The 18915-nt window shown below is 66.4% G+C and carries 16 protein-coding genes; 11 read left to right on the plus strand and 5 right to left on the minus strand.

The window, feature by feature from the left end; genetic code table 11:
• The first annotated feature begins 4 nt into the window (after window positions 1–4).
• From FO013_RS15320 to FO013_RS15365, 10 genes are all read left to right on the plus strand, one after another.
• Entirely contained in the window at window positions 5–1474 is a 1470-nt protein-coding gene (locus FO013_RS15320) for an SCO6880 family protein (protein ID WP_143923429.1), read from the plus strand.
• An 81-nt stretch (window positions 1475–1555) separates the two neighbouring features.
• Window positions 1556–2401, plus strand: coding sequence for a hypothetical protein (locus FO013_RS15325; protein WP_143923430.1), 846 nt, complete (start codon window positions 1556–1558; stop codon window positions 2399–2401).
• Window positions 2398–3915 (plus strand): ATP-binding protein, encoded by a 1518-nt coding sequence (locus tag FO013_RS15330; protein ID WP_143923431.1) that lies wholly within the window; start codon window positions 2398–2400, stop codon window positions 3913–3915. The genes FO013_RS15325 and FO013_RS15330 overlap by 4 nt, the downstream gene beginning before the upstream one ends.
• Window positions 3912–4370 carry a hypothetical protein gene (locus FO013_RS15335; protein WP_143923432.1) on the plus strand — a complete coding sequence of 153 codons (459 nt, stop codon included), beginning with the start codon at window positions 3912–3914 and terminating at the stop codon, window positions 4368–4370. Before FO013_RS15330 ends, FO013_RS15335 begins: the two co-directional genes overlap by 4 nt.
• An 87-nt stretch (window positions 4371–4457) precedes the next feature.
• Entirely contained in the window at window positions 4458–5030 is a 573-nt protein-coding gene (locus FO013_RS15340; protein WP_222103652.1) for a hypothetical protein, read from the plus strand.
• Complete coding sequence (locus tag FO013_RS15345; protein WP_143923433.1) at window positions 5027–6811, plus strand: type IV secretory system conjugative DNA transfer family protein; 1785 nt, start codon at window positions 5027–5029, stop codon at window positions 6809–6811. The genes FO013_RS15340 and FO013_RS15345 overlap by 4 nt, the downstream gene beginning before the upstream one ends.
• A gap of 240 nt (window positions 6812–7051) precedes the next feature.
• Window positions 7052–7606 carry a hypothetical protein gene (locus tag FO013_RS15350; protein ID WP_143923434.1) on the plus strand — a complete coding sequence of 185 codons (555 nt, stop codon included), beginning with the start codon at window positions 7052–7054 and terminating at the stop codon, window positions 7604–7606.
• A gap of 47 nt (window positions 7607–7653) precedes the next feature.
• Window positions 7654–12636, plus strand: coding sequence for a helicase-related protein (locus FO013_RS15355; RefSeq protein WP_143923435.1), 4983 nt, complete (start codon window positions 7654–7656; stop codon window positions 12634–12636).
• A gap of 83 nt (window positions 12637–12719) precedes the next feature.
• The gene (locus FO013_RS15360) at window positions 12720–13184 is read left to right on the plus strand and encodes a single-stranded DNA-binding protein (protein WP_143923436.1); all 465 of its coding nucleotides are present in this window, start codon (window positions 12720–12722) and stop codon (window positions 13182–13184) included.
• Between the two features lie 9 nt (window positions 13185–13193).
• Window positions 13194–13787 (plus strand): hypothetical protein, encoded by a 594-nt coding sequence (locus FO013_RS15365; RefSeq protein WP_186293150.1) that lies wholly within the window; start codon window positions 13194–13196, stop codon window positions 13785–13787.
• Between the two features lie 65 nt (window positions 13788–13852).
• Here the strand turns inward: FO013_RS15365 and FO013_RS15370 are convergent, their stop codons facing one another.
• Window positions 13853–14590 carry a DUF6349 family protein gene (locus FO013_RS15370; RefSeq protein ID WP_143923437.1) on the minus strand — a complete coding sequence of 246 codons (738 nt, stop codon included), beginning with the start codon at window positions 14588–14590 and terminating at the stop codon, window positions 13853–13855.
• 238 nt (window positions 14591–14828) lie between these two features.
• Here FO013_RS15370 and FO013_RS15375 point away from each other — a divergent pair, with 238 nt between their 5' ends.
• Complete coding sequence (locus tag FO013_RS15375; RefSeq protein ID WP_143923438.1) at window positions 14829–15230, plus strand: sulfate permease; 402 nt, start codon at window positions 14829–14831, stop codon at window positions 15228–15230.
• Window positions 15231–15331: 101 nt separating this feature from the next.
• On the opposite strand, the gene FO013_RS15380 is transcribed toward FO013_RS15375, so the two are convergent.
• From FO013_RS15380 to nrdF, 4 genes are all read right to left on the minus strand, one after another.
• A complete protein-coding gene (locus tag FO013_RS15380; protein ID WP_143923439.1) occupies window positions 15332–15676 on the minus strand; it encodes a histone-like nucleoid-structuring protein Lsr2 in 345 nt (114 codons plus the stop codon).
• 174 nt (window positions 15677–15850) lie between these two features.
• Window positions 15851–16057, minus strand: a complete 207-nt coding sequence (locus FO013_RS15385) for a helix-turn-helix domain-containing protein (RefSeq protein WP_186293151.1) — start codon at window positions 16055–16057, stop codon at window positions 15851–15853.
• Window positions 16058–16139: 82 nt separating this feature from the next.
• The gene (locus tag FO013_RS15390; protein WP_143923440.1) at window positions 16140–17411 is read right to left on the minus strand and encodes a tyrosine-type recombinase/integrase; all 1272 of its coding nucleotides are present in this window, start codon (window positions 17409–17411) and stop codon (window positions 16140–16142) included.
• Between the two features lie 365 nt (window positions 17412–17776).
• Entirely contained in the window at window positions 17777–18757 is a 981-nt protein-coding gene (gene nrdF / locus FO013_RS15395; protein ID WP_143923441.1) for a class 1b ribonucleoside-diphosphate reductase subunit beta, read from the minus strand.
• Window positions 18758–18915 lie beyond the last annotated feature (158 nt).

Genomic DNA, 18915 nt, shown 5'->3' on the forward strand with positions numbered 1-18915 from the left:
CCTCATGTCCACGGAAACCTCCACCGAAACCACTGGGACCGAGCTGGTGCCAGCGAAGTTCAGCCGGCTGACCCGCCGGGGTGTCTTGCTCGGACTCTCGGCCTCCCAGCTGGTGACCCTCGGCATCGCCGGGGCAAGTCTGGTCGCTTCCTTCTATGGCGGCGGCGGGGTCCTGTTCCTGCTCACCGCTCCGATCTGGGTCCTGGGTGCGGCGCTGACATGGATTCCCGTTGCCGGCCGCCCGGCTGTGGAATGGGTGCCGATCGCCGGCTGGTGGGTGTGGCGGGTCAGCATGGGCCAGCTGATCTACCGCCGACGGATCGTCATGCCCCGCCCGACAGGCACCCTGGCCCTGCCCGGTGATGCCGCCCGGCTGCGCGAGTACTCCGATCCTGAGACCGGGGCGGGCATGATCCACGATCCGACGGCGGCGACGCTGACGGTGATGATCGAGCTGTCCCATCCGGCGTTCGTGTTGTTGGATCCGGTCGAGCAGAACCGCCGCGTCGAATCCTGGGGTCGCGTGCTGGCCACGATCTGCCGCTCAGGCCGGATCAGTCAGCTCCAAGTCTTGGAGCGCACCCTGCCCGACTCCGGGCAGGGTCTGGCCGAATGGTGGGCCACGCACGGCAGCGATGACGGGTCGTGGGCGGCGACGACCTACGCCGAGCTCATCGACCGGGCAGGCCCTGCCGGGGAGCGTCATGCGACCACGCTGAGTCTGAGCCTGGACATGAAGCACGCCGCCCGCCAGATCCGCACCGCCGGCGGTGGGCTGCGCGGGGCGGCGAACATCCTCCGCCAGGACATGTCTACCCTCGCCTCCGCGCTACGAGCGGCCGACCTGTCCTTCGCCGACTGGTTGAGCACCGGCCAGATCGCGGTGATCCTGCGCTCGGCCTACGACCCGGCGATCGCTGCGACCTTGGAACGCCATGGTGAGATCGGCCAGGACCTGGCCACCGCTGGCCCGGTCGCGGTGACGGAACGCTGGGGGCACCTGCGCACCGACTCCGCCTTCCACGCGGTGCTGTGGATCAGCGAATGGCCCCGGGCGATGGTCCACCCCGGTTTTCTCTCACCGGTGCTGCTCTCGACCGGCATCCAGCGGGCGTTCTCGTTGATCTGCACCCCGTTGCGCACCGATCAGGCCGCCCGCGACATCCGCAAGAAGAAGGTCGAGTACATCTCCGACCGGGCCCAGCGGGCCCGGATCGGGCAGATCGAAGACGCCGGGCACAGCGCCGAATTCCAGGACGTGCTCCAGCAAGAAGCCGATCTGACCGCCGGTCACGGGGTCGTGCGCTACACGGGTCTGATCTCTGTCTCGGCCGAAACCCTCGATGACCTCGACCGAGACCTGGCCGCCCTCGAACAAGCAGCGATCCAGGCCTCGTGTGAGACCCGACGCCTGGTCGGGCAACAGGCTCGCGCTTTTACCGCTGCGGCCCTGCCGCTGTGCCGTCGGGTCTGAGCCCGCGCCCGCGCACTTCCTTGCCATCCCCGCCCCAGCCCCGCGGCCGGGGCGTCCACCCTCGACTCAGGAGAGCTGATCATGCCGACCTATTCTGATCCCACCCGTGATGCCGCTGAGACTGCCGAGGCCACCCGCGGCCTGGCCCACGCCATCCACGACATCCACCGTCCCGAGACCATGCCCGGCATCGTCGGTGACCTGCTGGCCACCACCCGACGCCTGCGCGAAACTCTCGAGGCTCTGGCCCAGACGCACGTGTACTACATCGACCGGGCCAGCACCGACGCCGGGGACTTCAAGACCGGTGAGGCCCATGCCTTCGCCACCGCCGATGCGATCGATGAGGCCGTCACCCTCCTCGATGACGTCGAAGCATGCATGGATCGGGCCAGTACCCACGCCCATCTCATCGCCTGGCAGCCGGCCCCGGAACCGGACCCGCAGCGGCTTAACGTCGTCTTTCTCCAAGGCCAGGACGCCGATGAGGTTATCGAACTCATCGACGCCGACAGTGAGGACGCCGCGATCGGCCACCTGCAGGGCTTCGACGCCGGTGCCGAGACCACCGACGCCGCTCTGACCAACGGCTACGTCTACACCACCCCGCCGACACGGGCCTTGGACCACACGGCGACCGGTGAGGGCTACACGATGGTCTACAACCGCGACCTCGTCCACGTCGGCCTCTACCGGACCTTCACCCCCGAGCCCGAGGACGCCCTCGACGCTCCTTCCACTCCCGCAGTTGCAGAGCATGCGCCGGGCTTTCCGCGCCCGGTCATCAGGCCGGCCCCGCGCCAGACACCTGGCGGGCAGAGCCCTGCTACACCGTCCGGGACGACGCAGCCGTCGCGGCGGGACAGCTCCTGGTTCGAACACCCCGGCGTCGCCGCGGTCAAGGACAGCCGAGGGCTGGGCCGATGAGCCGCGACGACGACGAACGGCTGCACACCTCCGTGCTCGTCGCCCCTGCCGCCGAACGGCGCCGCTCCCGCAAGGCCCGTCGGGCCGCAGCCACCGCGATCCAGGCCAAGCAGAACCGCCAGCAGATGGCCGAAGCGAAAGCCCGCGCCGAGGCCGAACGCGCCGAACGCCGGGCGCGGGCGTACCTGCCAGCCTCCGGGGCACCGGGACCGGCAGCACTGCGTACCCCGGGCCGGTTCCGGCTACCGAGACACCAGGACACCACCGCCAGCCTGGCCGCGGCTTATCCCTTCTTGGCCGAAGGAGGTCTGGGCAGTCAAGGGGTGTTCATCGGTCAGGACCTCTACTCCGGTGCCTCGTTCGTCTATGACCCGTGGGTGCTCTACGCCCGCGGCGTGATCACCGCCCCCAACGTCGTCGTTGCCGGCATCGTCGGCTCGGGCAAGTCAGCCCTGGCAAAAAGCCTCTACACCAGAAGTCTGCCGTTCGGGCGGCGGGTGTACGTCCCCGGTGACCCCAAGGGAGAACATACCCGGGTCGCGCAGGCGGTCGGTGGACGCGCCATCGCTCTGGGCCATGGCCTGCCGAGTCGGCTGAATCCCCTGGATGAGGGCTACCGGCCCAGCGGCATGACCGATGCCGAGTGGTCCTCCACCGTCGCCTCCCGACGCCGAGACCTGATCGGGGCGCTGACCGAGACGGTGCTCACCCGGCCGCTGACCCCGCTGGAGCACACCGCGATCGACACCGCCCTGGCAGCGACCGTGCGGGAGAACACGACGCCGATCCTGCCCATGGTCGTCGACCACATCCTCAACCCCGCCGATGACACCGACGGACGTCTGGCCGAAGACGGCCGCATCGCAGGCCACGCACTGCGCCGGTTGGTCGTCGGAGACCTCGCAGGGCTCTTCGACGGGCCCTCGACGGAGGTCTTCGACCCGACGCTGCCGATGATCAGCCTGGACCTGTCGCGGGTGACGGAGAACAACACGCTGATGAGCGTGCTCATGACATGTTCCTCAGCGTGGATGGAAGCCGCCCTGCTCGATCCCCGGGGCGGGCAACGCTGGTGCGTCTACGACGAAGCGTGGCGGATGATGAGCCATCCACCCCTGTTGCGGCGGATGGACTCGCACTGGCGGCTGGCCCGCCACTACGGGATCGCCAACCTCATGCTCTTCCACCGGATCTCCGACCTGGAAGCCGTCGGCGATCAGGGCTCGGCGATGCGCTCGATCGCGAACTCCCTGCTGGCCAACGCCGAGACCCGGGTGATCTACCGACAGGAGGCCGACCAGCTCGGCTCCACCGCGAAGGCCCTGGGCCTGTCCGGCACCGAACAGGCCCTGCTGCCGACCCTCGGGGTGGGGCAGGGGTTATGGAAGATCGCCTCGAGATCCTTCGTCACGCAACACCAGCTCCACCCCGCCGAGATGGAATTGTGGGACACCAGTGCCCGCGCGGCCGGGATCAATCCCGGCCCGGACTCTCTCGATGAGGACCAACAGTGAGCTCCGAAACTGACCCGGAGCGCGAGCGCCTGAGCGGCTTCATGGACCGACTCAGTGCCGGGCTCGAAAGCATCCATGGGGGCTATGGCCGGTTCGTTCATCTGGTCGATGAAGATCCTGAGACGTTCGGTGGCGGGCATTTCGTGTTCTACCGGCCCGACAACGAGGCCCGCTTCGCCATCGAAGAGCAGTACACCGATACAGACTGGTCGGATCCTGACCGGCTCCCGACCTCATGGTCATGGAGGGCCGAGGAACTCGGCAGCCGTCCCGATGGGAGCGGGGTGTGGGAGGTCCGCGACCAGGGCCGCGTCCAGGCCGCCGAGGTCGACACACTCATCAGCAAGGCACGGGCCTGGGCGAGCTCGGTGCGCGCCCAGACGCTGCGCGCTCAGTCGTTTGCAGCGACCGGCCGAGCTGGCCCCGATCCGCACCCGCCAGGTCATCGCCTGTGACCGTTGAGGCCCGCCAGGACTGTCCCTGGCGGGCCTCACGTCGGTCTGCACGTGGTGGGGTGTGAGGTCGCGGGTGCACCTGCCGGCATGAGCAAAAACTCCAGCCCGACCAGCCCGCCGGTATCCATGCCCTCCGTCGTCCTCGATGTCCATGACGACGGGACGATCACCGTCAACGTCGACGAGACGATCCTGCCGCCCCCACCTGACTTCGGGGTATGGCGGCGTGGTGCGTTCGCCCAGATCATCGACGCGGCCTCCCAGGACCGGGCGTTCCCGGTGCGGGTCGAGGTCCACGAGAACGACGGGTCCACCTTCACCGATATCGTCCCGGCGATCATCCGCCGCACTCCGGCTCCGGACCCCCTGGACCCTGACGCGGACCTCGCACCGGACACCACTACCGACGAGAAGGAAAAGTCACCGGTGGCGGCCACGCATGCCGGGGTGGCAGACCGGGTGGAGATCACGGCGGCCAGGGCCGGGTTCAAGGCCGGTGAGAGCGTCGCGGTGGCGGTGATCACCGGGCAAACCGAGTCCAGTGAACACGGAGAGGTCCGCGCCGAGCTCGACCGCGATCTCATTGACGGGTTGGACATCAGCGAGGTGATCCTGCTCGGGCGAGCCTCGGGCACCCTCGCGGTGCGGGCACTCTCGTGAGTTCCCCGGCCGGACGCCAGACCGGGTCCCTGGGTGATGAGCTGACAACATTCGCGATCATCGGGCTCATCGGCCTCTTCGCCGTGGCTCTGATCCTCCGCCTGGCAGGCACCATCACCGCCGTGGTGACCGGCACCGCCCAGCCGCAGGCAGGTCCGGCCTCCGGCGCGCTTGTCCTCGTCCACCCCCTGGCCCCTGGCGCACCGCTGGAGGCCGAGGGATTGAACGCGGTCGTGTATTGGCTGATCGCGGCGTTGCTGCTGTCCCTTGTCGCCGCGGGCATCACCTGGGTGTGGACGCTGATCCGGCGGCGCAGCCTCCGGGTGGAGAAGGACCCCCGGCGTCTGGCCGGGGTCGCCACCCGCCAGGATCTCGCCCACGCCACCTCGCCCAAAGCCCTGCTGGGCCGTGCTGGGAACCTGCGCCCCTCGGTCGAAGATCCGAAACCAGAGGATGTCGGCTACCTGCTGGGCACCTCGCACGGCAAGCAGGTCTGGGCCTCGGTCGAAGACTCCCTCCTACTCATCGGCCCACCCCGCTCCGGTAAGGGCCTGCATGTAGTCATCAACGCCATCCTCGACGCCCCCGGCGCGGTCGTGACCACCAGCACCCGCCCGGACAACCTCACCGCGACCCTGCGGGCTCGCAAGCGCATCGGCCCGGTCGCGGTGTTCGACCCTCAGCACCTGGCGAAGGGTTTGCCGGCCGGGCTGCGCTGGTCACCGATTCGCGGCTGCGCCGACCCGCTGACAGCGATGATCCGCGCCAACGGTCTGGCCGCGGCGACCGGGCTGAGCTCCGGCGGCGTCGAAGGGGGTGGCTTCTGGGAGGGCAAGACCCGCTCGGCCCTGCAGGCCCTCCTGCACGCGGCTGCCATCGACTCCCGCCCGCCGGAGGAGCTCTTCCGCTGGACGCTGGACCCGAGTGCTGCCAGCGATGCAGTAGCGATCCTCACCAACTCTCCCCAGGCAGCCGGTGGGTGGGCGGACTCCCTGCAGTCGATGATCGATGCTGACCCGCGCACCCGCGACTCCATCTGGCAGGGCGTGAGCCTGTCGCTGAGTGCCCTGGCCGACCCGCGCGTGCTCGATGCCGTCTCACCACGGCCTGGGGAGGATTTCGACCCGGAGTCGTTCCTGCGCGAGGCGGGCACTTTGTACCTGCTGGCCACCGGCTCCGGGGCCGGTGCCAGTGCTGCGCTGGTGGCCGCACTGGTGGAGGACTTGATCGAGACCGCCCGGCGTATGGCGGCCCGCGCACCGGGAGCACGCCTGGACCCACCGATGCTGCTGGCCCTGGACGAGATCGCGAACCTTGCGCCCTTGCCCTCTCTGCCCACGCTCATGGCTGAAGGTGGTGGTACCGGTATCACGACGATGCCGGTCCTGCAGTCCCTGGCTCAGGCCCGCGACCGTTGGAACGAGCACCAGGCCAACGCCATCTGGGATGCCGCGATCGTCAAGATCATCCTCGGCGGAGCCTCCAACAGCAAGGACCTCCAAAACCTCAGCAGTCTCATCGGCGAGCGTGACGAGTTCACCGACAGCGTCACCCTCGGTGACCACGGGTCGCGATCGAACCAGCGCTCGATCCGCAGGGTCTCGGTGCTACCGCCAGAGCGCATTCGTCTGTTGCCGTTCGGGACTGCGGTGACGCTACTGCGCTCGGCCCCGCCGATCATCACGGACCTGCGCCGCTGGCCCGACCGGACGGACGGGAAGCAGCTGGCAAGTGATCGGGGCGAGATCGAGTCCCTGTTGCAGACCACCGATGACACCTGACCTATCCACCCCACCCCAGTTCCACCACCGCACCAGGTGGTGGCTGGGGTGGGGTGTGCTGAGAGGAGGCCCCTATGGCACGGCGTAGCCGCAAGCCCGATCCCGGACAGCTGGAATTCGACCTGTGGGGTACCGCCGAGACTGAGGCACAGACCCAGATCGACAACGACCGCACGCCACTCGACGCCGAAGCCGATGAGGCCGCGGTCGAGCCGGCGATGCCGGAGGGAGAAGACGCAGATGAACCACTACGGTCGGAAAGCCCAGGATCGCTGGGCCCAGCACGCCCCGCAGAGGCTGGCTCAGATCGAGGACCAGCAGACGTTCTTCACGGACTTGGGCGAGCAGATCGCGACTCAGGTCAGCCTGCTGGCCAGTCAGCTGGAGAGCAGTCGCTTCGGGCCCCTGGCGATGGCGGGCTCTTCGCGAGAGAATGGGAGGTACTTGCAGGAGGTGTCGCGTCGGATGACGGCGCGCAGGATCGCCGAGGAGGTCGTGATGGACGAACTGGTCTGGATGCACGACCCGAGCCTGTCGATCGACGAGGCCCGCGAGGAGTGGGAGCAGACCCGGCCGGCGGATTCGAATCTGATCAGCTGGGCCGAGAGGATCCAGGACGCCCCGGACCTGGCACCGACGACGGTGGAGCTGGAGCAGAAGGCCAAGGACTGGGCTCTACCGGTCTGGTTCCTCGAGGGCCTGATGACGGCGGAGATCCCGGGTCAGTACGCGAAGGAGCACCAGAGCGTGCTGAAGGAAGCCGCGAGCGTGCGGTTCCTGCGCGAAGTCCACTAACTCCCGCCCCCGAGACCCTCCGGTTCGATCCGCGGACCCATACTGGGGTGCCCAGCGGCGCACGGGCACGATTTCGCGCGAACGTTGATGCTCTGACCCTGGCTCGCGCGCTCGACGAGCAGCAGCGCATAGCCACCGCTGAGGAACAGGCGGTGCTGGCCGGGTGGTCCAGCTGGGGTGCCCTGCCTGAGACCTTCGATCCCCGCAACGAGCAGTGGGCGGAGCAACGCGAGGAACTGCGCGCCCTCCTCTCACCCCAGGAATGGCATGACGCGGCCCGGACGACGATCAACGCCCACTACACCGACCCGCACGTCGCCGAGGAAATCTGGACCGCGCTGGGCTCACTGGGTTTCACCGGCGGTCGGGTTCTGGAACCCGGCTCCGGGTCTGGCACATTCATCGGTCTGGCCCCACCGGCCGCGCAGATGACCGGGGTCGAACTAGACCCGGTCACCGCGGCCATCAGCAGCCGCCTCTACCCGCACGCTGAGATCCGGGCGGAGTCCTTCGCCGACACCCGCCTGGCCCGCGGTGGCTTCGACGCCACCGTCGGCAACGTCCCCTTCGGCAAAGTCACCCTCCACGATCCGGTCGACAACCCCACCCGGCAGTCGATCCACAACCACTTCATCCTCAAATCCCTGCGCCTGACCCGTCCCGGTGGCCTGGTCGCGGTGCTCTCCTCCCACTACACCCTCGATGCTCAGAACCCCGGAGCTCGGCGAGAGATGAACCAGCTAGCCGACCTCGTGGGCGCAGTGCGCCTGCCGACGGGCACCCACCGGCGCACAGCCGGCACCGACGCCATCACCGACCTGCTGATCCTCCGCCGCCGAGAAGAGGACCAGCCAGCGGCTGATGACCTGTGGGAGACCGTCACCCCGATCACCCTCGACGGCCATCAGTTGAAGATCAACCGGTACTTCGATGAACACCCTGAGCACGTGCTGGGCACCCTGGGCACCAGCCATGGCATGTACGGCGCCGAGACGCTGAGCGTGACCGGGGACCTCGACCACGTCGCCGCGGACCTGCACACCGCCCTCGAGCGGATCACCTTCACCGCCCGCCGAGCTGGCCTGACGATGACCGAGCGCACCACCCCGGTCGGCGACGCCCCGCCGGTCGCTACAACCGGCACGGCACCGGAACGGTGGGATGGGACCATCGTCGCCACCGACGACGGCGGCTTCGGCACTGTCAACGGAGCCGCCATCGAGCCGCTGAAAGTTCCCAAGAACGCCACCGGTGAGATGCGTGCCCTGCTCGGGCTGCGCGAGAGCGCGACCCGACTACTGGAGCTGGAAGCCGCGAGTGCTGATGACACCGAGGAGATCACCTCCACTCGGGAGAACCTGCACCGGGACTACCGGAAATACCTCGGCACGTATGGGCCGCTGAACCGCTACACCGTGCGCAGAACCGGGCGCACCAATGACAGCGGGGAGGAGACCTACGCCCGGGTCATGCCCACCCCGCTGCGCCTGCTACGCACCGACCCATTCGGGGCGCTGGTCACCGCCTTGGAAGAGTTCGACGATTCCACTCAGACCGCGACTCCGGCGACGATCCTCACCCGCCGCGTCGTCGCCCCGCGTGCCGAAGTCCAGGGTGCCGACACCCCGGCCGACGCGGTCGCGCTGAGCCTGGACCGCACCGGTGGCATCGACCTGACCCTGATCGCGGACATGCTCGGCATGGCCGAGGACGAGACCCGCACCGCATTGGACGGTCTGGTCTTCACCGATCCGGCCACCGACACCCTCGTCCACGCCCCGGAATACCTCAGCGGTGACGTGCGCCAGAAGCTGGCCCAGGCCAAGGACCGCGTCAGCGAGGCTCCTGAGTTCCAGACCAACGTCGACGCGCTCACGGCTGTGCAACCGGAGGACCTGGGGGTGGAGGACATCACGGCCCGGTTCGGGGCAGTGTGGATCAGCCCGGCCATCCACCAGCAGTTTCTCAACGAGGTCCTGCGCACCGAGCAGGTGAAGGTGGAGAACCCCTTGCCGGGAATGTGGGAAGTCCGCGGCGGACGCGGCGGCCTACAGTCCACCAGCGAATGGGGCACTGAACGCCGGCCGGCCCCGGACCTGGCCAAATCGCTGATGGAGCAGAAAGCGATCATCGTCAAAGACGAGATCGAGGGCCCCGACGGCAAACCCCAACAGGTCATCAACGCCACCGAAACCACCGCCGCCCAGGAGAAGGCCGAGCAGCTGCAAGCCCGGTTCTCCGAATGGGTATGGGAAGACCCCGAACGCGCCAAGACCCTGGTCGATGAGTACAACAGCCGGTTCAACAACATCGTCCTACGCGACTACTCCGCCGCCGGGGAGTACCTGAGCCTGCAGGGAGTGGCCGAGACCTTCACCCCGCGCCCGCACCAGCGGGCAGCGGTCGCCCGGATGATCGCCGAACCCTCCACCGGGCTCTTCCACGAAGTCGGCGCCGGGAAAACGGCCGAGGCGATCATGGGCGCGATGGAGATGCGCCGGATGGGCCTAATCAACAAGCCCCTGATCGTCATCCCGAACCACATGCTCGCCCAGTTCAGCTCCGAATGGCTCCAGATCTACCCCCAAGCGAGGATCCTGGCGGCCTCAAGCAAGGACGTCACCGCCGATAAGCGCCGCGCGTTCGTCGCCCGCGCTGCGGCCAATGACTGGGACGGGATCTTGCTGACCCAGTCGGCGTTTTCGAAGATCGCCCTGCGCCAGAGCACCCAACAGGACTACATCCGAGGCCAGGTGTTCGCCCTGCGGCGCGTCTTGGAGAATGCGGAGGCCGACGATGCGATGAGCGTCAAACGCCTCCAGCGCAAACTGGTCAACCTGGAGAACAAGCGCAAGGAACGCCTGGACACCAGCCGCGATGTCGGCGTGTGCTTCGAAGACACCGGCATCGACTACCTCGTCATCGACGAACTGCACATGTACAAGAACCTGGCCACAGAATCGAATATCTCCGATGCCGCGATCGAGGGCTCCGTGCGCGCCAGCGACCTGGACATGAAGCTGAACTACCTGCGATCACAGGGCAACGAGCGGGTGGTGACCGGAATGACGGCAACCCCGATCTCAAACAGCATCAGCGAAGCCTTCGTCATGCAGAAGTACCTGCGCCCGGACCTGCTCGACCGCGCCGGTGTGGATGCCTTCGATGCGTGGGCGGCGACCTTCGGGGAAACGAGCACAGACATGGAGATGTCCCCAACGGGCAGCTTCCGACTCAAGACCCGCTTCTCCCGGTTCACCAACGTCCCGGAGATGCTGCGGATGTGGTCCACGTTCGCCGATGTGAAAACCGCCGACGACCTGCAACTGCCGGTCCCGGAGATCATCGAGCGCGATGACGGCTCCCGCGCCCCGAGCACCGAAGTCGTGCAGCCGACCGTGGAGCTGGAGGACTTCGTGACCAGCCTCGGGGATCGGGCCGAGAAGGTCGCCGCGCGCCTGGTCTCCCCTCGTGAGGACAACATGCTTACGATCTCCACCGACGGCCGGAAGGCAGCCCTGGATATCCGCCTGGTCCTCGACGATGTACCGTCGGGGCCGACGAAAGTCGACGTCGCCGCCGATACGATCGCTCACGTCTGGGAGCAGACCCGCGAGAACGAATACCTCGATCCCGTCACCGGGGAACCCGCTGCGGCGCGTGGGGCGCTGCAGCTGGTCTTCGCTGACATCGGCACCCCGAATCCGGATCAGTGGAACGCCTACGACGAGCTGGTCGCACAGCTGGTGCTGCGTGGGATGCCCGGAGAGTCGATCCGGTTCATCCACGAGGCGAAAACGGACGTCGACAAAGCTCGGCTCTTCTCCGCCGCCCGCGCCGGGCATGTCGCCGTGCTCATCGGATCGACCCAGAAAATGGGCGTGGGCACCAACATTCAGGCACGCGCTGTGGCGCTCTATCACATGGACTGCCCCTGGCGGCCTTCGGATATCGCCCAGCGGGAAGGGAGGATTCTGCGTCAGGGCAACCAGAACGAGGAAGTCGGCATCGTCCGCCTGGTCACCGAGAAGTCCTTCGACGCGTACATGTGGCAGGCCGTGGAACGTAAAGCGCGGTTCATCTCCCAGATCATGCATGGCTCCCTCGACGCCCGTGAGATCGAAGAGATCGACTCCGCCGAGCTCTCCGCAGCCGAGGCCAAGGCGATCAGTTCCGGCAACCCACTGCTGCTGGAACACTCCACCATCCAAGCCGAGGTCGCCAAACTCCACCGCCTCGAACGCGCCCACTCCCGCAACGAGTCCATGCTCGAACACACTCGTGCCCGCGCCCGCGAGGACATCACCGCCCACCAAGACGAGATCACCGGGCTGGAGAACGCCACCGGGCAGGTCAGGGACACCTCTGGTGAAAACTTCCGCATGACCGTAGCCGGACAGAACCTGGATTCTCGCACCGATGCGGGGCAGGCAGTGGCCCAATGGGCCCACCGGGAGGGCCTGACATGGGCACCGAAACACGTCAGCCGCGACTACGGCACGCTCGGGCAGATCAGTGGCTTCGACATCACCGTCTCTACCGTGCCCTCCCTGGGTACGGATGCCTCGGTTGAACTCGCCCTGGCCGGTGTCCCGCGCAGCGGCACGATCCTCGGACGGGAGACATTCCTGGCCGGTGGGGCCGGGGTGATCCAGCGGATCGAGAACCGCGTCTCGGGCATCCCGACGCTGCTCGAACGGGCCCGCAACGACCTGGATGAGGCCGAACAGGCCCTCGCCGACGCCCAGGAGCGCATCGGTCGCCCTTTCCGCCACGCCGAGGCCCTGACCGAGGCCGAGCAGAAGCTCCACCAGGTCGAGAAGAAACTGGCCGCCTCCCGTAACAAGGACAACCCGGACCGCACACCACCGACCGACCAACCTGCCGGAGGGCAGCGGGAGCTGACGGTCGAAACCGTGCGAGCTCACCGCCCAGCCCTGGGAGTGCGTGCTGATGCGTCACGGACCCCGCCCTCTGCGCCAGAACCTCGACGTGCGAGCACTCCTGCCGGGTTCGACCGCCGCCTGTGACTTCTCGGGTGCTGGGTGTGCACCTGTCTGCCAGCAGCGAGCAGAAGTCCTGGTCGCCACGCACACCGGAAGGAGGTCGCGTCATGGCCATGAAGACCGGCTCATCGGTCTCGGGGTTCATCGCCACCGACCCACAGTTGACCTATGTGCAGCAAGGAGTCGCCCGGTTCTACGCCCGGATGGGCATCGAACACTACAGGCGCGAAGACGACGGCACGTTCACCCAGCTCGAGCCGAGCTTTCACAACCTCGTCGTCTACCGCAAGACCGCCGAACACGCCGCCGAAGCCTTCGAGAAAGGGGATCGCTTCGTCGCCGACGGGTACGTGCGTGAGTACACCTACGACCGTGACGGACACCAGCACGGCGGTGAGGAATTCGTCGCCCGCAAGATCGGCCACGACGCCGCCCGCTCGACGTACACCGTCGACCGGACCCCGCAGAGCGAGGGCCTGACGCAGGAGCAGGTCACCGCCCAGCGTGCCCAGGCGTTCGAGGCACCCGAGCGGCCGGCACAGCAGCCCGAGACCGTCGCGATGGGCCAGTAGGAGGACCCCATGGATGAAGACGACATCACTCCCGGCCCAGAAGCTGTACCCGAGCCAGACGAGCCCGAACCCGACGCGCCAACCCCACCCACCAGTGGGCCCGCGACTCTGGACGAGCCGCCGGGCCCGGTCAACTGGAACCTCCTCGGTGCGGAGGAGGCCGAAGAAGCCTGGCTGGAGCTCAACCGGTGGGTGGACTGGTTGCGCCACGAGTTCGGACTGCCGGCGGCGGTGATTCCTCCGTACTGGCACCGGCACCCGGAGCTGGTCTGGGAACTCAGCGCCCTGCACATCCACTGGCTGTGCGCCTATGACCCGCAGCAGAACGGGTCCGCACCCATCGGGTGGCTCCGGGACTTCGCCGAGTCCCGGCAGCGACTGCGCGACTGGGTCGCAGCGTCGGGGACCAGGCTGGATCGGGACCGCCCGACCCGGCAGACCGTCTGGCCCGGTGAGGAGCAGGCAGAACCGATCGAGGACGCCGCGATCACTGACCGTGATGCCGACTTCGTGAACTTCGTCGTCTCCGACGTCGCTCGCCGAGAACAAGCCGAGGAGGAATACTACGCCCGGCTGGACCCCGAGACCGGCGAACTGACCTGACCCACCCGCCGCACAGTCTGAGGGCCGGAACCGATAGTGGTTCCGGCCCTCCTGGCATGCTCGCCTCACCGGGACAGGTCAGGACCGGCCTGCCTGGACTGCCCGGACGGCGAGGCCGGTACGAACGGTGGCAGCTCACGCCGAGGTGCCCGCGAGGACACCTCCGGGGCGGCGGGGCGCTCGAGTGCGGTGTGGGAGAGGTCGTAGCCACCCCACGGCGAGTAGTGGTGCACGTGCCGGGTACCGGGGGAACTTCGCTCGGTGATGATCGGTGCGCCGGGAACCTGCATGTGCTGCGGATAGCGCTCGGTGATCCACTTCATCGCCAGTTTCGACAACGTCGCTCCACCGTCGCGGACGCGGATCGCTGCCGGGAGGACCGGCAACTCACGCCAGCCGGGCACTGCGTGATCGTGCCACGCTTCCACGGCCGTGTTGTCGTCCTCGGCAATGACGTGCCAGTCGCAGGGCTCGCAGATCATCTGGGTGAGCATGCCGCCGGGGCCTTCGTGCCCGTCCTCTGGGGAGAGTTCGGCGCCGAAGATCTCGCCGCGGTGCTCACCGAACTCGGTTCCTGCACCGTTCCATCCCTCGCGATGCCACATGTGGCTGCGCTTCCACGAGCCGAGGGACCCGTTGAGGAACTTCCAATGCTCGAAGGCCTCATCGAACCGGGCTGGGGTGAAGTAGTCGCGGGTGAGGCCCAGCGGCGCGCCTTCCCATTCGTCCAGGCGTGCGCGGGCATCCTCACGGGCCATCGCGTCGAAGTCGAAGGCGAGTTGCCCGTCGCTGTGTTCTGGCATGATGATGACCTCCCTCGCGGGGCAGGTACACCATGCGTCGCGCAACGGAGCACACTCGGCGAGGGCCGCACGGACTTGTCGCTCTTCCACCGTCGTGATCGAGTCGGTAGACTGTGACGTAGGCGATACAAGTTAGCTACGCTGTCGCATCCTCTGGGTGCGGTGGTTGACAGGTCAGGGGACACCGCCCCTGGCACGTCCCTCCCGAAGATGCGTCGCCTCTTTGGAGGACTGTGCCATGCTCCGCACCATACTTGTCGCCAGCATCCGTACCCGCGGGATCCTGCGGGCCTGGCTCCCCAGCAACATCCTGCTCGACTTCATCCGCACGCGCGCCGGCCTGAAGTGGGGCGTGCCCGCCATGCTCATGTCCGGCGTCTACTTCGTGATCGCCTACTGGTGCACCGTCGCGATCCACAACGGCGGGCCCGGGTGGTTGCACCTGGTCTTCCTCGTGTGCGTCTGGTCGGCGTTCAAGTTCCTGATTATGGGTCCGGTGAGCCTCGTCCTGCTGGCCAATGCACGCGGCGTCGAACGCGTGCAACGTCACCGTGCAGCACAAGCCACTACTGAGGTCCCAGACGGAGACGAGTCAAACCCCGCCGCGACGAGTCCACAGAAGGATCCCGCGGCGTCGTGACCTGGTCGGCCAATTGAGCTGCGCCATCTGGTTGGGTCGGCATCGCGATAGGCGTGCCGACGCTGGATCGTGCTCGTACCCTCTCGGCGAGGTCGTCCGGCTCAGTGTGCGGCGTTGTAGGCGTTGATGGCGGCGTTGGGGACCCTTCCGCGGGCAGGAACGTCGTGCCCGTTCTCTTGAGCCCACCGGCGAATTTCGCTGAGCTTGTAACCGCTGCGCTGTCGCGTGTCCGCGCTACGTGCACGCGAGGACGCTTGACCCTTCACAGATCGCGCCACGCGCAAGTAAGGGGCCAGTGCGTCGTGTAGCTCCTGAGCGTGACTGCTGGAGAGGTCAATCTCATAGATCCGCTTGTCGAGCCCGAATGTGACTGTCGTGCCCTCGCCGGGTTCGAGCACCGTGCCGTCGAGATCGTCCACGAGTAGTTCGATGGTCTTCCTGCTCATGGGAGGAGTCTATGCTCCCGGCGATCCCGGCCATCGCGGCGCCTCCTCGTTGAGACTGGCTCTCTGGTCTGAGCTGGATGGGACGGAATCGTGCGGTTCCGAATCCGAGACTTTGCGACCCGCCGCCCGAGTGAGGGGGCGGGCCCAGATGCACCGCCCCCTCACCTGCCTTTCTCATCTCACCGACGGGATCTCAACGAGTAGGCGGTCATGCAGCTCGTCCAGGTCAACACGGATCAGGCGTCCGACCCGATAACCATGGATGGTTCCGTCCGCGATTCTGCGCCGCAGCGTCTTGACCGAGACGCCGAACTGGTCTGCCGCTTCCGTCAACGACACCAAGTCGGGTCTCGACGATTCTGATTGACTGCGAACGTCCATCACTTGTCCTTTCAGTTAGCGAGTTCCCCTCCCTTCACAGGTGTCCATCGGTGTCCGGGGAGGACTCTGCTGACTCGCTCTTCTAGGCGGCAAGCTGAGCCTCGACGCGGTCACTCATCCGATTGGCCAGCTCCCGGTCACGAGTCATCGTGGAATGCTGGTAGCGGAGCACGACCCGCATGTCAGCATGGCCGCCTCGGCGCATCAACTCAGCCAGCGTCGCACCCTCTTGTGCAAAGAGGGTCAGGCCGGTGTGCCGAAGGTCATGGAACCGGAATCCCTGCGGCACGCTCTTGGCCGTATCGCGGGCGTCACCCCAGAGATGCCCCCACTTGGTGTGTGATAGCGGCACGCTGCCGCGGACGTTGGTAGGAACGACTGGAGCCTTCGCTTCGGGCGCGACGTTGTCTCGCAGATGTTCCTTGAGACGCTCCACCATGATCCGCGGAACGCTCAAGGCTCGCTTGCCAGCCTCGCTCTTCGGATCCGACATAGCGCCCGTGTTCGCGTTGAACTGCCGGCGCACTTGCAGAGTGGCGGTTCCGTCGTCATGCCACTGGATGTCCCGGCGCTGCAGTCCGAGGCACTCGCCACGGCGCAGCTGGCACCAAGCGGCAAGCAGGACCATGATCGAGTACAGATTCGGCGTCGCCTCGTAGAGGGCTTCGACCTGTTCCGGACTTGCAACGTCATCTTCTGGATCATGATCGTGATCATGCCGTACCGATTCCTGCTTGGGGATCGAAATGGGAGGTGCCGCCGGAATAATCCCGTCTCGAGCTGCCTGTCGCAGGATCATCATGAGCACGATCAGCACGGGACGGGTGATGCCATTGAACTTCGACTTCGGATTCAGCGGCGCCGGAATCTGATCCAGACGATGGGTCATGACCCGAATGCGAGCCATGTCAATGTGTCGGATCTCCGTGTCGCCGAACTCGGGAATCAGGTATCCGGTGACCTTGCTCTTGTAGGAACGCACCGTGGCGATCGCCCGCTTCTTTCCCCCGCGTGTCGGTTCGAGGCGAATGAATTCGATCCAGCGCTCGGCGTACTCGGTGAAACCGATCGACCTCGCTTCCTCGGCTTCCGCTTCCGCTCGACGCCGAGCCGCGACGACCGAGGGTGGCTCCCATTCTCCCTGCGCGATCTTCGTGTGCACGCTGGCGAGCCACGTGCGAGCGTCGGTCTTGGTGAGGAACGTCAACGGCTTGTCGTCCTCGGTGCGGGCCGAGTGCATCTGCCCGTCTGGGGCCGGGTAGCGCGCCTGCCACCGTCCTGACGGGAGCTTCCGAAGGCTCCCCCAGGTCTCTCGTGGAGACGCCTTCTTGTCCTTCTTCGTAGTGGTGCTCATCGTGCCCTCCAGGTGCCGCGAATGGACTCACGCGGACCGTCGTGCCACTCCGTGCCACTAGGTCGCGCAGTCCCTTCAAACCGGCCTCTCACCTGGCCTTTTACGGACCTCGACGCGAGCCCAATGGCACGCTGTGGCACGCAGCTGGTGGCACGCAGCCCCCAAATTTCGAGCCTCGAGCCACCCCGCGCTTGGCTGGAAGGTGCGCTCGTGCCACCCCCGTGCCATACCGAACGGATACTGATGTTCATCTGTGCTCTCCTCTGTCCTTCGGATGGAGGCACGAAAAGAGGCCCGGACCTGCAGAAACCTGCAGATCCGGGCCTCCCATCAGCCCTTTCGGGCCTCGAGCAAGCTCTGGGGTCTTAGAAGTCCCAGTCGTCGTCTTCCGTCTGTTCGGCCTTGCCGATGACGTAGGAGGAACCGGATCCGGAGAAGAAGTCGTGGTTCTCGTCGCTGTTGGGCGAGAGAGCCGCGAGGATCGCCGGGTTGACCTCGGTGACCTCCTTCGGGAACATCGCTTCGTACCCGAGGTTCATCAGGGCCTTGTTGGCGTTGTAGTGGAGGAACATCTTGCAGTCCTCGGCCAGACCCACCGAGTCGTAGAGGTCATGGGTGTAGGCAACCTCGTTCTCGTAGAGCTCGAACATGAGGTTCATCGTGTAGTCCTTGAGCTCCTGCTTGCGTTCTTCAGACTGTGACTCCAGGCCCTTCTGGTACTTGTAGCCGATGTAGTAGCCGTGAACAGCCTCGTCGCGGATGATGAGGCGGATGAGGTCCGCCGTGTTTGTCAGCTTCGCATGTGCAGACCAGTACATGGGCAGGTAGAAGCCCGAGTAGAAGAGGAATGATTCCAGCAGTGTGGAGGCAACCTTGCGCTTGAGGGGGTCATCGCCGCGGTAGTAGCTGAGGATGATGTCAGCCTTGGACTGCAGGTAGGTGTTCTCCCGCGACCAACGGAACGCCTCGTCGATCTCCTTCGTCGAGCACAGGGTCGAGAAGATCGACGAATATGACTTCGCATGCACGCTCTCCATGAACGCGATGTTCGTCATCACAGCTTCCTCATGCGGCGTCACCGCATCGGGAATCAAGGAGATCGCACCCACGGTGCCCTGAATGGTATCGAGCAGTGTCAGACCGGTGAAGACGCGCATCGTCAGCGTCTTCTCCTCCTCCGTGAGTGTCGCCCACGAGGGAATGTCGTTGCTCAGCGGCACCTTCTCAGGCAGCCAGAAGTTTCCGGTGAGGCGATCCCAGACGTCATCATCGACGGGATCGATGACACGGTTCCAGTTGATGGCGTCGACATGCGACGCCAAAGTCAGGTTCTCCAACGTTTCCATCTCTCTTCCAAGTTGCAGGTACGCCGTGCGTACGTGTGGTCTGCCCAGCAGACTGAGAATGCTTTCTGCCCGGTCCCGCGAGTTCTGCGTACTTCAGGTCCGCTCAACTCGCGGAATCCGGGTCATGGATTCAGCGGGCCGGTTCACACCGACCCGCT

It is taken from the genome of Brevibacterium aurantiacum (genome assembly GCF_007558825.1).
In the GTDB taxonomy this organism is placed as follows: Bacteria; Actinomycetota; Actinomycetes; order Actinomycetales; family Brevibacteriaceae; genus Brevibacterium; species Brevibacterium aurantiacum_A.

Coding starts and splice junctions, on each gene's coding strand:
- FO013_RS15320 (WP_143923429.1), top strand. CDS start 5: ATGTCCACGGAAACCTCCACCGAAACCACTGGGACCGAGCTGGTGCCA.
- FO013_RS15325 (WP_143923430.1), top strand. CDS start 1,556: ATGCCGACCTATTCTGATCCCACCCGTGATGCCGCTGAGACTGCCGAG.
- FO013_RS15330 (WP_143923431.1), top strand. CDS start 2,398: ATGAGCCGCGACGACGACGAACGGCTGCACACCTCCGTGCTCGTCGCC.
- FO013_RS15340 (WP_222103652.1), top strand. CDS start 4,458: ATGAGCAAAAACTCCAGCCCGACCAGCCCGCCGGTATCCATGCCCTCC.
- FO013_RS15350 (WP_143923434.1), top strand. CDS start 7,052: ATGAACCACTACGGTCGGAAAGCCCAGGATCGCTGGGCCCAGCACGCC.
- FO013_RS15360 (WP_143923436.1), top strand. CDS start 12,720: ATGGCCATGAAGACCGGCTCATCGGTCTCGGGGTTCATCGCCACCGAC.
- FO013_RS15365 (WP_186293150.1), top strand. CDS start 13,194: ATGGATGAAGACGACATCACTCCCGGCCCAGAAGCTGTACCCGAGCCA.
- FO013_RS15370 (WP_143923437.1), bottom strand. CDS start 14,590: ATGCCAGAACACAGCGACGGGCAACTCGCCTTCGACTTCGACGCGATG.
- FO013_RS15375 (WP_143923438.1), top strand. CDS start 14,829: ATGCTCCGCACCATACTTGTCGCCAGCATCCGTACCCGCGGGATCCTG.
- FO013_RS15380 (WP_143923439.1), bottom strand. CDS start 15,676: ATGAGCAGGAAGACCATCGAACTACTCGTGGACGATCTCGACGGCACG.
- FO013_RS15385 (WP_186293151.1), bottom strand. CDS start 16,057: ATGGACGTTCGCAGTCAATCAGAATCGTCGAGACCCGACTTGGTGTCG.
- FO013_RS15390 (WP_143923440.1), bottom strand. CDS start 17,411: ATGAGCACCACTACGAAGAAGGACAAGAAGGCGTCTCCACGAGAGACC.
- nrdF (WP_143923441.1), bottom strand. CDS start 18,757: ATGGAAACGTTGGAGAACCTGACTTTGGCGTCGCATGTCGACGCCATC.